Annotated in this window: 17 protein-coding genes; 9 read left to right on the top strand and 8 right to left on the bottom strand. The window is 69.8% G+C overall.

Annotation, left to right across the window (positions count from 1 at the left end; genetic code table 11):
• The first annotated feature begins 99 nt into the window (after positions 1 to 99).
• Complete coding sequence (gene phoU / locus V2S04_RS04395) at positions 100 to 807, top strand: phosphate signaling complex protein PhoU (RefSeq protein ID WP_099196342.1); 708 nt, start codon at positions 100 to 102, stop codon at positions 805 to 807.
• 105 nt (positions 808 to 912) lie between these two features.
• On the opposite strand, the gene V2S04_RS04390 is transcribed toward phoU, so the two are convergent.
• The gene (locus tag V2S04_RS04390) at positions 913 to 1,656 is read right to left on the bottom strand and encodes a phosphoglyceromutase (RefSeq protein ID WP_413637235.1); all 744 of its coding nucleotides are present in this window, start codon (positions 1,654 to 1,656) and stop codon (positions 913 to 915) included.
• Between the two features lie 169 nt (positions 1,657 to 1,825).
• On the opposite strand from V2S04_RS04390, the gene V2S04_RS04385 reads away from it, so the two are divergent.
• Positions 1,826 to 2,656 carry a class I SAM-dependent methyltransferase gene (locus V2S04_RS04385; RefSeq protein WP_413637234.1) on the top strand — a complete coding sequence of 277 codons (831 nt, stop codon included), beginning with the start codon at positions 1,826 to 1,828 and terminating at the stop codon, positions 2,654 to 2,656.
• A gap of 68 nt (positions 2,657 to 2,724) precedes the next feature.
• Here V2S04_RS04385 and V2S04_RS04380 read toward each other — a convergent pair whose 3' ends face one another.
• From V2S04_RS04380 to V2S04_RS04370, 3 genes are all read right to left on the bottom strand, one after another.
• Positions 2,725 to 3,819 carry a YgfZ/GcvT domain-containing protein gene (locus V2S04_RS04380; protein ID WP_413637233.1) on the bottom strand — a complete coding sequence of 365 codons (1,095 nt, stop codon included), beginning with the start codon at positions 3,817 to 3,819 and terminating at the stop codon, positions 2,725 to 2,727.
• 1 nt (position 3,820) lies between these two features.
• On the bottom strand, positions 3,821 to 4,423 hold the full coding sequence (locus tag V2S04_RS04375; RefSeq protein ID WP_099196692.1) for an FABP family protein: 603 nt from the start codon (positions 4,421 to 4,423) through the stop codon (positions 3,821 to 3,823).
• 158 nt (positions 4,424 to 4,581) lie between these two features.
• On the bottom strand, positions 4,582 to 4,875 hold the full coding sequence (locus V2S04_RS04370) for a hypothetical protein (RefSeq protein WP_099196691.1): 294 nt from the start codon (positions 4,873 to 4,875) through the stop codon (positions 4,582 to 4,584).
• A gap of 78 nt (positions 4,876 to 4,953) precedes the next feature.
• Here V2S04_RS04370 and V2S04_RS04365 point away from each other — a divergent pair, with 78 nt between their 5' ends.
• From V2S04_RS04365 to pstB, 7 genes are all read left to right on the top strand, one after another.
• Positions 4,954 to 5,631, top strand: a complete 678-nt coding sequence (locus tag V2S04_RS04365; RefSeq protein ID WP_413637232.1) for a winged helix-turn-helix transcriptional regulator — start codon at positions 4,954 to 4,956, stop codon at positions 5,629 to 5,631.
• Positions 5,632 to 5,671: 40 nt separating this feature from the next.
• The gene (locus V2S04_RS04360) at positions 5,672 to 7,840 is read left to right on the top strand and encodes an RNA degradosome polyphosphate kinase (RefSeq protein ID WP_413637231.1); all 2,169 of its coding nucleotides are present in this window, start codon (positions 5,672 to 5,674) and stop codon (positions 7,838 to 7,840) included.
• Complete coding sequence (locus V2S04_RS04355; RefSeq protein WP_413637230.1) at positions 7,837 to 8,775, top strand: NUDIX hydrolase; 939 nt, start codon at positions 7,837 to 7,839, stop codon at positions 8,773 to 8,775. Before V2S04_RS04360 ends, V2S04_RS04355 begins: the two co-directional genes overlap by 4 nt.
• A 148-nt stretch (positions 8,776 to 8,923) precedes the next feature.
• Positions 8,924 to 10,021, top strand: a complete 1,098-nt coding sequence (pstS, locus tag V2S04_RS04350; RefSeq protein WP_110555141.1) for a phosphate ABC transporter substrate-binding protein PstS — start codon at positions 8,924 to 8,926, stop codon at positions 10,019 to 10,021.
• Positions 10,022 to 10,119: 98 nt separating this feature from the next.
• Positions 10,120 to 11,076: a phosphate ABC transporter permease subunit PstC gene (gene pstC, locus V2S04_RS04345; protein WP_099197004.1), complete on the top strand. Its 957-nt coding sequence runs from the start codon at positions 10,120 to 10,122 to the stop codon at positions 11,074 to 11,076.
• Position 11,077: 1 nt separating this feature from the next.
• Positions 11,078 to 12,160: a phosphate ABC transporter permease PstA gene (gene pstA, locus V2S04_RS04340; RefSeq protein ID WP_413637229.1), complete on the top strand. Its 1,083-nt coding sequence runs from the start codon at positions 11,078 to 11,080 to the stop codon at positions 12,158 to 12,160.
• A gap of 28 nt (positions 12,161 to 12,188) precedes the next feature.
• Positions 12,189 to 12,968, top strand: coding sequence for a phosphate ABC transporter ATP-binding protein PstB (pstB, locus tag V2S04_RS04335; protein WP_340086339.1), 780 nt, complete (start codon positions 12,189 to 12,191; stop codon positions 12,966 to 12,968).
• Between the two features lie 56 nt (positions 12,969 to 13,024).
• Here the strand turns inward: pstB and V2S04_RS04330 are convergent, their stop codons facing one another.
• From V2S04_RS04330 to sigK, 4 genes are all read right to left on the bottom strand, one after another.
• Positions 13,025 to 13,906, bottom strand: coding sequence for an aminodeoxychorismate lyase (locus V2S04_RS04330; RefSeq protein ID WP_413637228.1), 882 nt, complete (start codon positions 13,904 to 13,906; stop codon positions 13,025 to 13,027).
• A 157-nt stretch (positions 13,907 to 14,063) separates the two neighbouring features.
• A complete protein-coding gene (locus tag V2S04_RS04325) occupies positions 14,064 to 14,693 on the bottom strand; it encodes a DNA-directed RNA polymerase subunit beta (RefSeq protein ID WP_413637227.1) in 630 nt (209 codons plus the stop codon).
• A 29-nt stretch (positions 14,694 to 14,722) separates the two neighbouring features.
• A complete protein-coding gene (locus tag V2S04_RS04320; protein WP_413637226.1) occupies positions 14,723 to 15,502 on the bottom strand; it encodes an anti-sigma factor domain-containing protein in 780 nt (259 codons plus the stop codon).
• Complete coding sequence (gene sigK / locus V2S04_RS04315; protein ID WP_413637225.1) at positions 15,499 to 16,101, bottom strand: ECF RNA polymerase sigma factor SigK; 603 nt, start codon at positions 16,099 to 16,101, stop codon at positions 15,499 to 15,501. Before sigK ends, V2S04_RS04320 begins: the two co-directional genes overlap by 4 nt.
• Between the last annotated feature and the right edge of the window lie 2 nt (positions 16,102 to 16,103).

Below are 16,103 nucleotides of genomic sequence, written 5' to 3'. Positions count from 1 at the left end.
GCACCGTTCGTTAACCTTCACCGCGGACAATCGTTCCGGCCGCGCGAGCGTGTGCCCTCGGCATGCCGTGCCGAACCCCCGACGAAAGGTTGCGCCGATATGCGCGAAGTCTTCCATCAGTCCCTCGAAGAGCTGCAGTCGCGTCTCGTCGAGATCGCCGACCTGGTCACCGTCGCGATCCAGAAGGCCACCACGGCGTTCGCCGAGAGCGACGTGGCGCTGGCCGAGGAGGTGATCGCCGACGACGCGAAGATCGACGAGCTCGCGGTCGCGCTCGATGAGCAGGCGATCGAGATCCTCGCCAGGCAGCAGCCGGTCGCCCGAGACCTGCGCATCGTGATCACCGCGCTGCGCGTGAGCGCGTCGCTGGAGCGCATGGGCGATATGGCCGAGCACATCGCCCAGCTCGCTCGCCTGCGCTTCCCCGAGCGCGCCGTGCCGAAGGGCCTGAAGGGCACCTTCCGGCGGATGGGCGAGCTCGACGTGCAGATCTCCGGCACCCTCGCCGACCTGCTGCGCACGCAGGACCTGCGCTTCGCCGACGAGATCCGCAACGCCGACGACGACGTCGACGAGCTGCACGCCAGCGTGTTCGAGAAGGTGCTCAGCGACAACTGGAAGGGCGAGGCGACCGCGACCGTCGATGCGACGCTCGCCAGCCGCTACCACGAGCGCTTCGCCGACCACGCCGTCGCCGTCGCGAAGAAGGTCGTCTACCTCGCCACCGGCGACTGGGCGGTGCAGGAGGAGGACATCGCGCTGGCAGCCTCCGCCCAGTCGACGCAGTCCGGCCCGGCGGCGTCCTGATCGGCTCGTCGGGCGTCTGATCGCCGACACCCCGTGACATCGCCGAGACCCCGTGCTGCAGACGTCAGCAGCACGGGGTCTCGGCGGTGAGTCGGGGTGTCGGCGTTACTTCTTGCCCTGCGCGGCGACGGCCGCGGCGCCGGCCGCGGCGGCCTCGGGGTCGAGGTAGCGGCTCGGTCCCGTGGGGACGTTGTTCTCGTCGAGCTCGTACACCAGCGGAATGCCCGTGGGGATGTTCAGCCCGGCGATGTCGTCGTCGCTGATCCCGTCGAGGTGCTTGACCAGACCGCGCAGCGAGTTGCCGTGCGCGGTGACCAGCACCGTCTTGCCCGCCTCGAGGTCGGGCACGATCGAGTCGTTCCAATACGGCAGCAGACGGTCGATGACGAGCTTGAGGGATTCGGTGCGGGGCACCTCGCCGTCGATGTCGGCGTAGCGCGCGTCGCCCACCTGACTGAACTCGCTGTCGTCGTCGAGCGGGGGCGGCGGCACGTCGAACGAGCGACGCCACAGCTGGAACTGCTCAGGCCCGAACTCCTCGAGCGTCTGCGCCTTGTCCTTGCCCTGCAGCGCGCCGTAGTGGCGCTCGTTGAGGCGCCACGAGCGGGTCACCGGGATCCACAGGCGATCGGCGGCGTCGAGGGCGATGTTCGCAGTCTGGATCGCGCGGCTGAGCAGCGACGTGTGCAGCACATCGGGCAGCAGACCCGACTCGGCCAGCAGTTCGCCGCCGCGGCGGGCCTCGGCCTTGCCCTGATCGGTCAGGCGGACGTCCACCCATCCGGTGAAGAGGTTGAGCTGGTTCCATTCGCTCTGGCCGTGGCGGAGCAGGATCAGGGTGCGCGTCATGGCTTCCACTTTATCGATCCTGGCGGTGGGTGACGGGCTGCGTGACCTTGTCTTCATTCGCAGAGTGGGGCCCCTCCGCTTCGCTCCTCCCCAATGCTCATTCCGACAAGGCCACTCCGCCCTTGACTGCTTGCGTGAGGCACGAGCGAGGAGGAGGGAGTGAGGAAGAATGAGGGAGATGAGCGCACCTGTGGGGAATCCGACGCGAGGTACGACGGGGACGAACCGGCTGCGGCGCAACGATCGGTGGATCGCGGCGTCGGAGGCCCTCCGCAGGGCATCCGATCCGCTCGTCGTCGACCTCGGCTACGGCGCCAGCGGCGTCACGGCATTTGAACTCGCGACCAGGCTGCGGCGGGCGCGAGCGGATGCCGAGGTGCTGGGCCTCGAGATCGACCCGCAGCGGGTCGCGACGGCCCGCGCCCAGCTCGACGAGCTGCGGGCGGGCCGCACCCCCTTCGCCGCCGACCTGCCGGTCGCGTTCGCCCACGGCGGTTTCGAGGTGCCGCTGGGCGGTGGACGACGGCCCTCGGTGATCCGGGCGATGAACGTGCTGCGCCAGTACGACGAAGCCGACGTGCACGACGCGTGGCAGCGCGTCGCATCCCGACTCGCACCGGGCGGAATGCTCGTCGAGGGCACCTGCGACGAGATCGGCCGCATCGCCAGCTGGATCGATGTCACGAGCCAGGGCCAGCCTGTCAGGTTCACGATCTCACTCCGGCTGGCTCAGCTCGAGCATCCGGGGGTCGTCGCCGAGCGACTGCCGAAGGCTCTCATCCATCGCAACGTGCCCGGCGAGCGGATCCACGACCTTCTCTCCGCGCTGGATCGCGAGTGGGACCGCGCAGCCGCACTGTCGACCTTCGGGCCGGTGCAGCGATGGCTCGCCGCCGTGTCGGCGCTGCGTGCGCAGGGGGTACCCGTGCAGGGCGCGAAGCACCGTTGGCGTCTCGGTGAGCTCACCGTCCCCTGGTCGGCCGTCGCCCCGGTCGACTGACCTGCTCCCCTGCTCCCCTCTCCCCTCTCCCGTTGTCGATCGACGTGCAGAGGAAGGGGAGCTGCGGGTCAGCGGGGTTTGCGCGGGTCCTCGCCGGCGGGGCGGCGAGAGAGGCGGGTCAGACGCGGCACCTCGGCGGTGGCGCCCGCGTCGGCGGGCACGATCACCTGCTGGGCCGCCGCGATCAGGGTCTCCCCCGCACGCACGATCAGCTCGCCGGCGGGCGCACGACGCGACAGGATCGCGAGCGCGATCGGCCCGTCCTCGTGGTGCATGGCGACGGACGTGATGTGGCCGACCTCGGCATCCCCCGCCAGCACGACGTCGCCGGGCGAGGGCATGACCACGTCGCTGCCGTCGAGCAGAAGCGCGGCGAGGCGGCGAGGCGGGTGCCCGAGGTTGTGCACCTTGGCGACCGTCTCCTGCCCGCGATAGCAGCCCTTGCTCAGGTGCACGGCACTGCGGATCCAGTCGGACTCGTGCGGGATGCTGCGATCGTCGACCTCGCGAGCCCAGCGCGGCCGCCAGGCGGCGATGCGCAGCGCCTCCGCGGCGAGCGCACCGGCGAATGGCGCGGTGACGGAGCGGGCGTCGTCGACGACGGCGACGCTCCAGGCCCAGTCGGCCGCGGGATGCTCGGGGGTGACGGCGTACTGGTGACCGCCGGGCTGCACGCGCGCCCACGGATCGCGCCAGATGAGCGGCACGCCGTGCGGAGCGGCTGCCGTGATCCGCGCCTCGGCGTCGCCGCCGGCGAAGAAGCCGACCAGCGCCGCATCCGCCCGCACGGTCACCGTGACCCGCGAGCGGAAGACCATGCGCTGCAGCCAGGTCGCCAGCTTCTCGGCATCCCCGTCGTCGGCGATCAGCCAGACCGATGAGCCGTCCTCGAAGACCCCCGCGGCATGCTCGACACGGCCCTGCGGGTCGAGCACGAGCAGCTCGGTGCTCTCGCCGGCGCGCAACCGCGCCACCGACTGGGAGGTGATCGAGTCGAGCCAGGTCAGCCGGTCGTCGCCCGCGACCTCGATGAGAACCCGGTCGACGAGCGGGGCGAGCGCATCACCGGACACCAGGCGGCGCTGCTCGACGAGCGGGTTGCCGAAGTGCACGATCAGCTCGCCCTCGCGCACGGCGCCCGGGATGCCGTCGAACGTCGCCATGTCAGGCCTTCGCCAGTCGCGCCGACGCATGCGACTTCAGCTTCTCGCCGAGGGCGGTGATGTCCCACGCCCACAGCAGATGGCCGTCGACCAGACCGTACATGCGGCTCGCCGCCGAGTACGCCCTGCTGCCCGCAGGGCGCACGACGGCATCGGTGGCGATGTCGATGCGCGGGCCGGAGATGCGGCCGAGATACAGCTCGAGCGTGCCGTCGGAGTGCGCCACCGACACCTGCAGCGGGAACCCGTCGTCGGTGCGCAGAGCCTCGACGTCGTCGACCGTCCGCGGCTCGGCCGACGCGACCGGCGGCAGCAGAGCCGGGCCGGGATCGGCATCGGTGACGGGGCGCGCGAGACGCCAGAAGCCCGTCTCGGCGAGGAGGGCCACCGGCTCGTCGGCCCCCTCGGCGCCGAGGAAGGAGGCGGAGGCGGCGTAGTTCAGGAACGGTCCGCCGTCATGGCTGAAGCTCACGCGGTGCGAGAACTCGCCCTGGTAGCGCCGCTCGCCCGCGGTGTACTCGATGACGCCGGTGCCCTCCCAGACACCGAGCAGCCACGACAGCGGTGCGAGGTCGGCCGGAAGATCGGTGGGCAGCTCGATCACGACGACGTCGGGTCAGCGCTGGCCGCGGAACAGGTTGACGAGCACGACGCCCGAGACGAACACGATCGCGAGGCTCGCAAGCCCCAGCAGACCGAGGAAGAAGAATTCGAGCGCGACGAGGTCCATGCGTCCACTCTACCTCGCGGCAGGCGGTGCGGTCAGATGGCCGAGGCGAGCGTGGCGATGCCGAACGCCGCCGACACCAGGCCCATCACCACCAGCGCGCCGACCACGCTGCCGGCGACGCGCACGATGAACCCCTGCGCGCGCCCGTAGGCCAGCTGCACGGCGAACGACAGCAGCACGACGCCGCCGAAGGCGATCAGCAGCCAGCCGACCCTGACCTCGTCGGGCAGGACGATGCCGAGCGTCACCGCGATGACCAGCGACGCGATCCAGACCGCGACGACGCCGTGGAAGGCGTTGCGCGGGGCGATGGCCGGTTCAGACATGGTGCCATCGTAGTGGCCGTGTTCTGCGCCACCTGGGAAGCCCGTCATCAGCTGCGGGCTCGCCGCTAGCATTGACGCGTGGTCCTCGTGCTGGCACTCACCTCCGCTCCCGAAGGGGATCCCGCCCTGCCCGCGCTCGAGCTGCTGTCGCACGGCATCCGCCGCCACCCGCTGGACGCTGCCCGCCTGCTGGACCTCCCCGACTGCGACGCCGTGCTCGTCGACGCGCGCGGTGATCTCGTCGCGGCGCGCGCCGCCTGCCGACTGCTGCGCACGGCCGGCACCGAGGCGCCGGTGCTGCTGGTCGTGACCGAGGGCGGCATGAGCGCGATCGCCGCGGACTGGGGCTTCGACGACGTCCTCCTGAACACGGCCGGACCGGCCGAGATCGACGCGCGACTCCGGCTCGCCCTGGCGCGGGTGGATGCCGCGGCGCCCGTCCACGTGCAGGCCTCCGGCATCACCATCGACGAGCAGTCGTACAGCGCCCGGCTGCACGGGCGCCCGCTGGATCTCACGTACAAGGAGTTCCAGCTGCTGCACTTCCTCGCCACGCACCCCTCGCGGGTGTTCACCCGCGAGCAGCTGCTGAGCGACGTGTGGGGATACGACTACTTCGGCGGCACGCGCACGGTCGACGTGCACGTGCGACGCCTGCGCGCCAAGCTCGGCGAGGCGGAGCAGATCATCGGAACCGTGCGCAACGTCGGCTACCGCTTCAATCTGCACGACGAGCAGTCCACATCGGCCGGCTGAGTTCGCTTATCCGTCACCGACGGGTGCAAAGATGTACCCCATGATGGAACCCGCCCTTGTCGACACCGGCCTCGGAGATGCAGAGGACGACGACTTCGATGCGCATGAAGCCCCTGACGCGGTGCTCCCCGACCACCGCTACCACGACCGCGAGCTGAGCTGGCTGGCGTTCAACCAGCGCGTGCTCGAGCTCGCCGAGGACCCGTCGCTGCCGGAGCTCGAGCGGGCGAACTTCCTCGCGATCTTCGCGAGCAACCTCGACGAGTTCTTCATGGTCAGGGTCGCAGGGCTCAAGCGGCGCATCCTGACGGGCCTGGCGGTGCCGACGAACGTCGGACGCGCTCCCAGCGACGTGCTCGCCGACATCTCCCGAGACGCGCACGCTCTGCAGTTGCGGCACGCCGCGGCGTGGAATGACCTCGTGAGACCTGCTCTCGCCGACGCCGGCATCGAGATCACCGAGTGGGACGACCTCACCGATGCCGAGCGCGGTGCGCTCGGGGAGTACTTCCAAGCGCAGGTCTTCCCCGTGCTGATGCCGCTCGCCGTCGACCCGGCACACCCGTTCCCCTACATCTCGGGCCTGTCGCTGAACCTCGCGATCCGCATCCGCAACGCGCGCACCGGCAGGCAGGACTTCGCGCGTCTGAAGGTGCCGACCATGCTGCCGCGCTTCGTCGAGGTGCCGGGTGTCAGCGCGATCACCCGGTTCATCCGCCTCGAGGAGCTCATCGCCAATCACCTCGACGACCTGTTCCCCGGCATGGAGGTGCTCGACCACCACGCGTTCCGCCTCACCCGCAACGAGGACGTCGAGATCGAGGAGGACGAGAGCGAGAACCTCATCCAGGCGCTCGAGGCCGAGTTGCTGCGCCGGCGCTTCGGCCCGCCGATCCGCCTCGAGATCACCGACGACATGGACGAGGTGACGCTCGAGCTGCTGATCAAGGAGCTCGACATCACCGATCAGGAGGTCTACCGACTGCCCGGACCGCTCGACCTGCGCGGACTGTTCGACCTGGGCCGTCTCGATCGTCCCGATCTGCGCTATCCGCCGCATCTGCCCACCACCGCGGTGGCGTTCCAGCCCGGCGACAGCAACGAGCGCGCCGACATCTTCCAGTCGATCCGCAAGGCGGATGTGCTCGTGCACCACCCGTACGAGTCGTTCGCGACCAGCGTGCAGGCGTTCCTCGAGCAGGCCGCCCGCGACCCGCATGTGCTCGCCATCAAGCAGACCCTGTACCGCACGTCGGGCGACAGCCCGATCGTGCAGGCGCTCATCGATGCGGCCGAAGCGGGCAAGCAGGTGCTCGCGCTGGTCGAGGTGAAGGCGCGATTCGACGAGGCGAACAACATCGTCTGGGCGCGCAAGCTCGAGAAGGCCGGCGTGCACGTGGTCTACGGGCTGGTCGGGCTCAAGACGCACTGCAAGCTGGCGCTGATCATCCGCGAGGAGGACGGCGTGCTGCGCCACTACTCGCACATCGGCACCGGCAACTACAACCCGAAGACCAGCCGCATCTACGAGGACTTCGGCCTGTTCACCGCCGACCCGCAGGTGGGCAAGGATCTGACCCGGCTGTTCAACGAGCTGAGCGGCTACGCGATCGAGAAGAAGTTCAAGCACCTGCTCGTCGCACCGCGCCACCTCCGCAAGGGGCTGCTGCGGCACATCGACGCCGAGCGGCGCAACGCCGAGGCCGGCAAGCCGGCGCGCATCCGCATCAAGGTCAACTCGATGGTCGACGAGGAGATCATCGACGGCCTGTACCGCGCCAGCATGGCCGGCGTGAAGGTCGACGTGTGGGTGCGCGGCATCTGCAGCCTGCGCGTCGACCTGCCCGGCGTCAGCGACAACATCACGGTGCGCAGCATCCTGGGCCGCTATCTCGAGCACTCCCGGCTGTTCATGTTCGAGAACGACGGCGCGCCGATCGTCTACATCGGAAGCGCCGACATGATGCACCGAAATCTCGACCGCCGCGTCGAGGCGCTGGTGCGCCTCCGCGATCCGGCGCACCTGCAGGAGCTGCATGCGCTGTTCGACCTGGCGATGGACCCGCACACGAACTCCTGGCATCTCGGCGAGGGCGGTGAGTGGAAGCGCGTCGCCGAGGTCGACGGAGCACCGCTGGTCGACCTGCAGGATCTGACCATGGCGGCCGTGCAGGGTCGGCGGCGTCGCAGCAAGCGCACGATCCGATGAGCGACTCGGCGGTCTACGCGGCCGGCGCCGTCGTCTGGCGCCTCGTCGACGACAAGATCCGGGTGCTGCTGATCCATCGGACGAAGTACCGGGACGTGACGCTGCCCAAGGGCAAGGTCGACCCCGGCGAGATGCTCGCCGAGACCGCCGTGCGCGAGGTGCGCGAGGAGACCGGCATCCGGGTCTCGCTGGGGGTGCCGGTCGGCGTCAGCAAGTACTGGATGCGCCCGAAGCGGCAGAAGGTCGTGCACTACTGGGCCGCCGAGGCGACCGACGACGCGATCCGCGCCTCGACGTTCGTGCCCAACGGCGAGATCTCCGGCGTCGAGTGGGTGAGCCTGAAGAAGGCGCGCAAGCACCTCAGCTACCCCGTCGACGTCGAGATCCTCGACAACTTCATCCGGCTCGTCGACGACGGCGTGCTGCGCACCTTCCCCGTCATCGCGCTGCGGCATGCGAAGGCCGTCTCGCGCTCGGACTGGCATGAGGCGGATGCCGCGCGCCCGCTCACCGACAAGGGACTGCTGCAGGCCAAGGCGATCGTCGGCCCGCTGCGGGCCTTCGGCGTGCGGCGGATCGTCACCAGCGACGCGGTGCGCTGCACGCAGACGGTCGCACCGCTGGAGCGCAAGCTCGGCCGGATGGCGCGGGTGACCGCGAAGCTCAGCCAGGACGCCTGGGAGGCAAATGCCGCCGACGTACGCTCGGTGGTCGGACGCCGGGTGCGCGCACGCAAGGCGACCGTGCTGTGCAGCCACGGACCGGTGCTGCCCGGCATCCTGTCGGAACTCGCGCTCGCCACCGGGACCGTGCACGGCTCGTACGTCGAGAGCGCCAGCGCCCTGAACGTCGCGGCGTTCAGCGTGGTGCACCTCTCCGCCACCAACCCCGGCTCGGGGATCATCTCCATCGAGACGCACGAGCCGAAGATCTGACACCCGCGCGGGCGGACGCCGTGCCGACTGTCCGCACCTCGTTCACCTGCCGTTCACCTGTCGGGGAGAGTCTCGTTAACCGAGGCTTCTAGCGTCACTGTGTGCCCTGCACCGGGCCGTACACATTCCCCGATCGAACGGATCCACAGTGAAGATCACCCGCATCGCTCGTATCAGCGCCGTCGGCGCTGTCGCCGCCCTCGCACTCGCCGGCTGCGCCGCGAACGAAGCCCCCGCCGGCGACTCCGACGCCGCCGTGGCCTCGAACCTCGAGGGCACGCTGAAGGCCACCGGCGCATCGTCCCAGGGCGCCGCACAGGAGGCCTGGGTCGCCGCCTTCCAGACCGCGAACACCGGCGTCACCATCAACTACGAGCCGACCGGGTCGGGAACGGGCCGTGAGAACTTCATCGCCGGCGCGAGCGACTTCATCGGCTCGGATCGCGCGTTCAAGCTCGACGAGTTCGCCGACGGCTTCAAGACCTGCTCGTCCGAGGGCATCGTCGAGGTGCCGCTGTACATCTCCCCCGTCGCCGTCGCGTTCAACCTCGAGGGCGTCGACGAGCTGAACCTCGACGCGAAGACGATCGCCGGCATCTTCGCGGGCTCGATCACCAACTGGAACGACGAGGCGATCGCCGCGCAGAACGAGGGCGTCGAGCTGCCTGACCTGGCGATCTCGCCCGTGCACCGCTCCGACGACTCGGGCACCACCGAGACGTTCACCGCATACCTGAACGCGACCGCTCCCGATGTGTGGACCGCCGAGGCCGACGGCGTGTGGCCTCTCCAGGGCGGCGAGGCCGCACAGGGCACGTCGGGTGTCGTGCAGGCGATCAAGGCCGGCAACGGCGCGATCGGCTACGCCGACGCCTCGCAGACCACCGGTCTCGGCCAGGTGAAGGTGGGCGTCGAGGGCGAGTACGTGGCGTACTCGGCCGAGGCCGCAGCCGCGCTCGTGGAGGCCTCGCCGCTGGAGGAGGGCCGCGGCGACGCCGACCTGGTGTTCGACGTCGACCCCGCCGCAGCCCCCGCCGGCTCGTACCCGATCGCACTGGTCAGCTACCTGATCGCCTGCGAGCAGTACGAGGACCAGAACAAGGCCGAGCTCGTGAAGACGTACCTCGAGTACGTCGCGAGCGAGGAGGGCCAGCAGGCCGCTGCCGACAACGCCGGCAGCGCCCCGATCTCGGACGGGCTGCGCGAGAAGGTCCTCGCCGCCATCGACACGATCAAGGTCGGCTGACCGATCACGACCAGCTGACCCCGGTGCCCCCGCGTCCGATCCGGCGCGGGGGCATCAGAGAGTCCGCCTCATTCGACCTTCGACCCGAAACGGAGACCATGAGCACGACGACCAGGCAGGCACCCCCTGCCCCGATCAGAGCCAAGCAGCGCCTCGGCGACCGGGTGTTCTCGGGCAGCGCGCTGGGCGCCGGCATCATCATCCTCGTCGTGCTCGCCGCGGTGGCCGCATTCCTCCTGGTGCAGAGCCTGCCGGCGTTCGCCCCCGACACGACCGACAACCACATCCTCGAGGGCCGCTCCTTCTGGGAGTACGTCGGACCGCTCGCGTTCGGCACCGTCTGGGCATCCTTCCTCGCCCTGCTGATGGCCACACCCGTCGCGATCGGCATCGCCCTGTTCATCTCGCACTACGCCCCGCGTCGCCTGGCCGGCGTGCTCGGGTACGTGATCGACCTGCTCGCGGCCGTGCCCTCGGTCGTGTTCGGCCTCTGGGGCGGACTGGTGCTCGCGCCACTGCTGCAGCCGGTGTACGCCTGGCTGAACGAGAACGCCGGGTGGATCCCGATCTTCGGCGGCCAGGTCTCCTCGACCGGCAAGACCATCATGACCGCCGCCGTGGTGCTCGCCGTCATGGTCATCCCGATCATGACCGCCATCTGCCGCGAGGTGTTCCTGCAGACCCCGAAGCTGCATGAGGAGGCCGCGCTCGCGCTCGGCGCCACCCGCTGGGAGATGGTGCGCATGGCCGTGCTGCCCTTCGCCCGCGGCGGAATGGTCTCGGCGGTCATGCTCGCCCTCGGCCGTGCGCTCGGCGAGACCATGGCCGTGACCATGGTGCTCTCCCCCGCCGCCGTCTACAGCTTCCTGGTGCTCACCGCCACCAACCCCACCCCGATCCCCGCGAACATCGCCCTGGCGTTCCCCGAGGCGCACGACACCGGCGTGAACACCCTGATCGCCACCGGCCTGGTGCTGTTCGTCGTGACCTTCGCGGTGAACGCGCTGGCCCGCTGGATCGTGGCCCGTCGCGCCGAGTTCTCTGGAGCGAACTGACATGACCACGCTCACCGCCGCCCCTGCCTCGACCTCCCTCACCGCCGGCCGGCTCGCCCCGTGGGCGCCGTGGGCGCTGCTCGGGGCATCCCTCGCCATCTCGTTCACCGTCTTCGCCCTCGGCGCCATCGGCGCCGACCCGGCCGACTTCAACATCGCCGGCGCCGTCGTCGTCGGGGTGCTGATCTACATGGTTCTCATCACGGTCGTCTCGTCGATCGCCGAGAGCCGGCGCAAGGCCGTCGACCGCCTCATGACGGCGCTCGTCAGCTCGGCGTTCGTCGTCGCGCTGCTGCCGCTCATCTCGCTGCTGTGGACCGTCATCGCCAACGGCATCGGCCGCTTCGACGTCGAGTTCTTCACCTTCTCGATGCGCAACATCGTCGGCGAGGGCGGCGGCATCGTGCACGCCATCTGGGGAACCGTGCTCGTCACGCTGGCTGCGACGCTGATCGCCGTCCCGATCGGCCTGATGACCTCCATCTACCTCGTCGAGTACGGCCGCGGCCGCATCGCCAAGGGCATCACGTTCCTCGTCGACGTGATGACGGGCATCCCGTCGATCGTCGCCGGTCTGTTCGTCTACTCGGTCTTCGCGCTGCTCGTGCGACCGGGCATCTCGATGGGGTTGATGGGTGCTCTCGCGCTGGCGGTGCTGATGGTGCCGGTCGTCGTGCGCGGCAGCGAGGAGCTGCTGCGCATCGTGCCGAACGAGCTGCGCGAGGCCTCGTACGCCCTGGGCGTGCCGAAGTGGCTGACGATCCTGAAGATCGTGCTGCCCACCTCGATCGCCGGCATCACCACCTCGGTGATGCTCGCCATCTCGCGCGTCATCGGCGAGACCGCGCCGCTGCTGCTGACCGCGGGGTACACCGCGAGCCTGAACACGAACCTCGTGAACGGCCAGATGATGACCCTCCCGGTGTTCGTCTACAACTCCTACATGAATCAGGGAACTGCGGCCGATGCCTCCGTCGCACGCGCCTGGGCGGGCGCGCTCACCCTGATCCTCATCGTCATGCTGCTGAACCTGCTGGCGCGTCTGATCGCGAAGCTGTTCGCCCCGAAGACCGCCGGCCGCTGAGCCGCACCCGAACCCGAAGGAACCCGACATGTCCAAGAGCATCGAAGTCAACGACCTCAACGTCTACTACGGCGACTTCCTCGCCGTGGAAGGCGTCTCCCTCGAGATCCAGCCGCGCAGCGTGACCGCCTTCATCGGCCCGTCCGGCTGCGGCAAGTCGACCTTCCTGCGCACCCTGAACCGCATGCACGAGGTCATCCCCGGCGCGCGCGTCGAGGGCGAGGTGCTGCTCGACGGGAAGGACCTGTACGGCGCGGGGATCGACCCGGTGCTCGTGCGCCGCCAGGTGGGCATGGTCTTCCAGCGCCCGAACCCGTTCCCCACGATGTCGATCAAGGAGAACGTGCTCGCGGGGGTGAAGCTCAACAACGGCAAGATGTCGAAGAGCGATCAGGACGCGCTGGTCGAGAAGTCGCTGATGGGCGCGAACCTCTGGAACGAGGTCAAGGACCGTCTCGACAAGCCCGGCTCCGGCCTGTCCGGCGGCCAGCAGCAGCGTCTGTGCATCGCTCGCGCGATCGCGGTCTCGCCCGAGGTGCTGCTGATGGACGAGCCGTGCTCGGCCCTCGACCCGATCTCGACCTTCGCGATCGAGGAGCTCATCCAGGATCTCAAGAACGAGTACACGATCGTCATCGTGACGCACAACATGCAGCAGGCCAGCCGCGTGTCCGACAAGACGGCGTTCTTCAACATCGCCGGCACCGGCAAGCCGGGCAAGCTCATCGAGTTCGACGACACCTCGACCATCTTCACGACCCCGGCCGTGCAGGCCACCGAGGACTACGTCTCGGGCCGGTTCGGGTGAGTCACGCGCTCTGAGCTGTCGGAGTTCTCGAGCGCCCGGACCGCCCGAGAAGCGGATCAGCGCGGTGAGAGCAGGAAGGCGTTCAGCTCGGCGGTGAGTTCGGGATCGGATGCCAGAGGCGCGCCGTCGACGGCGGTGATCGCGGCGGCGAGGCGGATGCTCGAGACGAGCCAGGCCGCATCCGCCTTCGTCAGGTCGGTCGCCGTCAGCGTCGCGTAGCGCGTGGTGAACCCGCGGGAATGCAGGTGCTCGAAGACGCTGAGCTGCGTGGTGCCGTGCAGGATGCCGCCCGCCGGGGCCGGAGTGAGGAACTCGTCGCCCGAGCGCAGGATCAGCGAGGCAGTGGGAGCCTCGAGCACGTAGCCGTCGCGGGTGACGAAGATCGCATCGTCGGCACCGCGGCGGCGCGCCTCGCGCAGCGCCGCCATGTTCACCGCGTACGACAGCGTCTTCGCCCCGAGCAGCAGCCACGGCGCCCGCTCCCCCGCGCCGAGGTCGTATCCCCGGTCGAGAGTGACGACCTTCACACCGTCGCGTCGCACCGCGCTGAAGTCGGGGGCTGCGGCGACGGTCGCCCAGGCCGTGGGGGCCGGACCGTGCTCGACGCCGCGGCTGAGGATCAGCTTGATGACCGCCTCACCCGCCGGTGCGTGCGCCGCGACCGCGTCGATGGCCTGCCGCCACTGTGCGAGGTTCGGCGCGGGCAGATCGCACAGCCGCGCGGAGTGCGCGAGACGCTGCACGTGCGCCTCGATCTCGTTCGCATGCCCGTCGACGACCCCGATCGACTCGAACACCCCGTCACCCCGCTGCGTGCTGAGCTCGCCCACGCTGAGCGCGGGAGCCGCGACATCCATCGCGGTGAAGGTGTCGGTGAAGTCGGCGCGGTCGTCGTCGGCGTCGGCCGGGGCGATCATGAGGGCGAAGCGCTGAGCCATGTGCACAGCTTAGAGCGGGCGGGAATACCCGCGCCGGAGACGCGTTACACTTGATCGGCCGGGCCGCATAACCCCGGGCTCCAATATTCGCCGCTGCGAGCGGCCTTCCGCCGAGAGGCGTTCTTGCGGTCCGGCTTTTCTTCTGCTTCTGCGCGGTTCAGGTCAGCATGCCGCGCCGCCACGACGCCGCCGACGCGGAGAGGTCCTCGGCGTAGGTGGTCAGCCGCAGCGCACGGCGGGTGAGGTCGCTCGCCCGCCGCGGTTCGGTCTGCTCGTAGTCGTCGGCCGTGTGGGTCGCACCGGATGCCTGCACGCGGCAGTACGCGGCGGCGCGCTCCAGCGCCACCGAGAAGTCGCCGCGGAACACACCGCGCAGGATCGCGTCGACGAGATCGACCAGCTCACCCGGGTCGGCCGGCGCGGGAGCACCGGCGATAGCCGCGTCGGCGGTGTGCAGCTCGACCCGCCCGCGCTCGTACAGCAGCGCTGTGAGCGGGGCATCCGCGCGGATCGCGATCTGCAGCAGGTACAGCCGCCAGAGCGCACCGGGCAGCGAACGCGCCGGGGCGTGCGACCACAGCTCGGCGATCTCGTCGATCCCGTGCTCGGAGGCGAAGGCGAGCAGCCGTTCGGTGACCGCTCCGGATTCATCGCTGCGCGCACGCTCGAGCAGCGCGGACGCCGTGGCGTGGGCGACGCGGGACTGCTCGGCAGGGTCGGCCTCGCCGATGATGTTGTCGAAGGCCGCCGGCGGCCTGCGGACGGGACGATGGAACTGCTCGGGCATCCGTCCAGGGTACGCCTGGTGGCGGGCGCTCAGGCCGTCGGGATGACGATGATCGGATCGGTCGTCGGGGAGCCCGACGGCGATCCTCCGGCCTGTTCGATCGTGACGGCGATGACGTCGCCGGCGTGCATCGGCACGTCGAGCAGGGCCGTCGCCTCTCCGTCGTCGGAGTCGAAGACACCCGCCGCGATGGGCTTGTCACCGCGCACGAACCAGAGCTCGTAGCTCTTGTCGGCGTCGAGATCGTCGAGTCCGGATGCCACGAGAACCGCCTTGCCGACCTCGCCCGACCAGTGCGCCGTCGCGGTGGCACCGGAGGGGAGCTCCACCTTGGCCTGTTCCGCATCGGGCGCGGAGCGGATCTCATCGAGCGCGACGACCGATGCCGGTCGCTGCAGCTGCGAGACCACGGTCGTGGTCGCGACACCGACGCCCACCAGCAGCGCGAGGCCGGCGGCGAGCACGAACATCCTCCGTCGCCACGGCGCACTCGATGACGTCGAGCCCGCAGCCGCACGCTCGTGGTCGCCGGCATCCGGTCCCGCCGCTGGAGCGGATTCCGCGGGAGCGACGCTCTCCCCCTGGGGCAGCGTCGTGATCCGTCGCAGCAGGTCCGCGCGCAGCGCGGGCGGTGGCGCGACGGGAACCAGACCGTCGGCGAGGTTCGCGACGGTGTCGTGGTCGTCGTCGGCGATGGCCTGCCACTGCGGGTGCTCGGCGAGCGCGTCAGCGAAGCGACGCTCATCGGCATCCGACAGCGCACCGAGGGCGTGGGCGGCCGCGAGCTCGGCGAATTCCTGCTCGTTCATGCTGCTGACACCCCCATCTCCCCGCGCAACCGCGTCAGTCCGTCCCGCATTCTCGTCTTGATCGTTCCCAGTGGCACTCCCGTGAGCGCCGAGATCTCGCTCTGGCTGTACCCGCCGTAGTAGGCCAGCACGAGCGCTTCCTGCTGAGCCTCGGGCAGGGCGGCGAGCGCAGTCACGACCCGCTCGCCTTCCAGCTTCGACTCGACTGCTTCCTGCACCATGTCTCGCTCACCGCCGAGGTCGCGCACCCCGACGCGCATGTCGCGGTCGGTGCTCGACTGCGAGGAGCGCACCCGGTCGACGGCCCGACGGTGTGCGATCGTGAACACCCAGGAGCGTCCCTGACCTCTGTTCGGAGCGAAGCGCGAAGCGGATTGCCAGATCTCCAGGAAGACCTCCTGCAGCACCTCCTCGCTCTGAGCGCGGTTGACGACGACCTTGAGGATCAGCGCGAACACACGCGGCGAGAGCAGATCGTAGAGTTCCGCGAACGCCCGCTGGTCGCCGTCGGCGACGCGGACGAGAAGGTCGGCAGCGAGGTCGCCGGACGACCCGTCCTCGAGGACCTCGACACCATCGATCACCATCTCGACAAGCATGC

The organism is Microbacterium sp. OR21 (assembly GCF_047306785.1).
Lineage (GTDB): Bacteria > Actinomycetota > Actinomycetes > Actinomycetales > Microbacteriaceae > Microbacterium > Microbacterium esteraromaticum_E.
The sequence above is the reverse complement of the archived record's forward strand: the minus strand, read 5'-3'. Positions and strand labels throughout refer to the sequence as shown.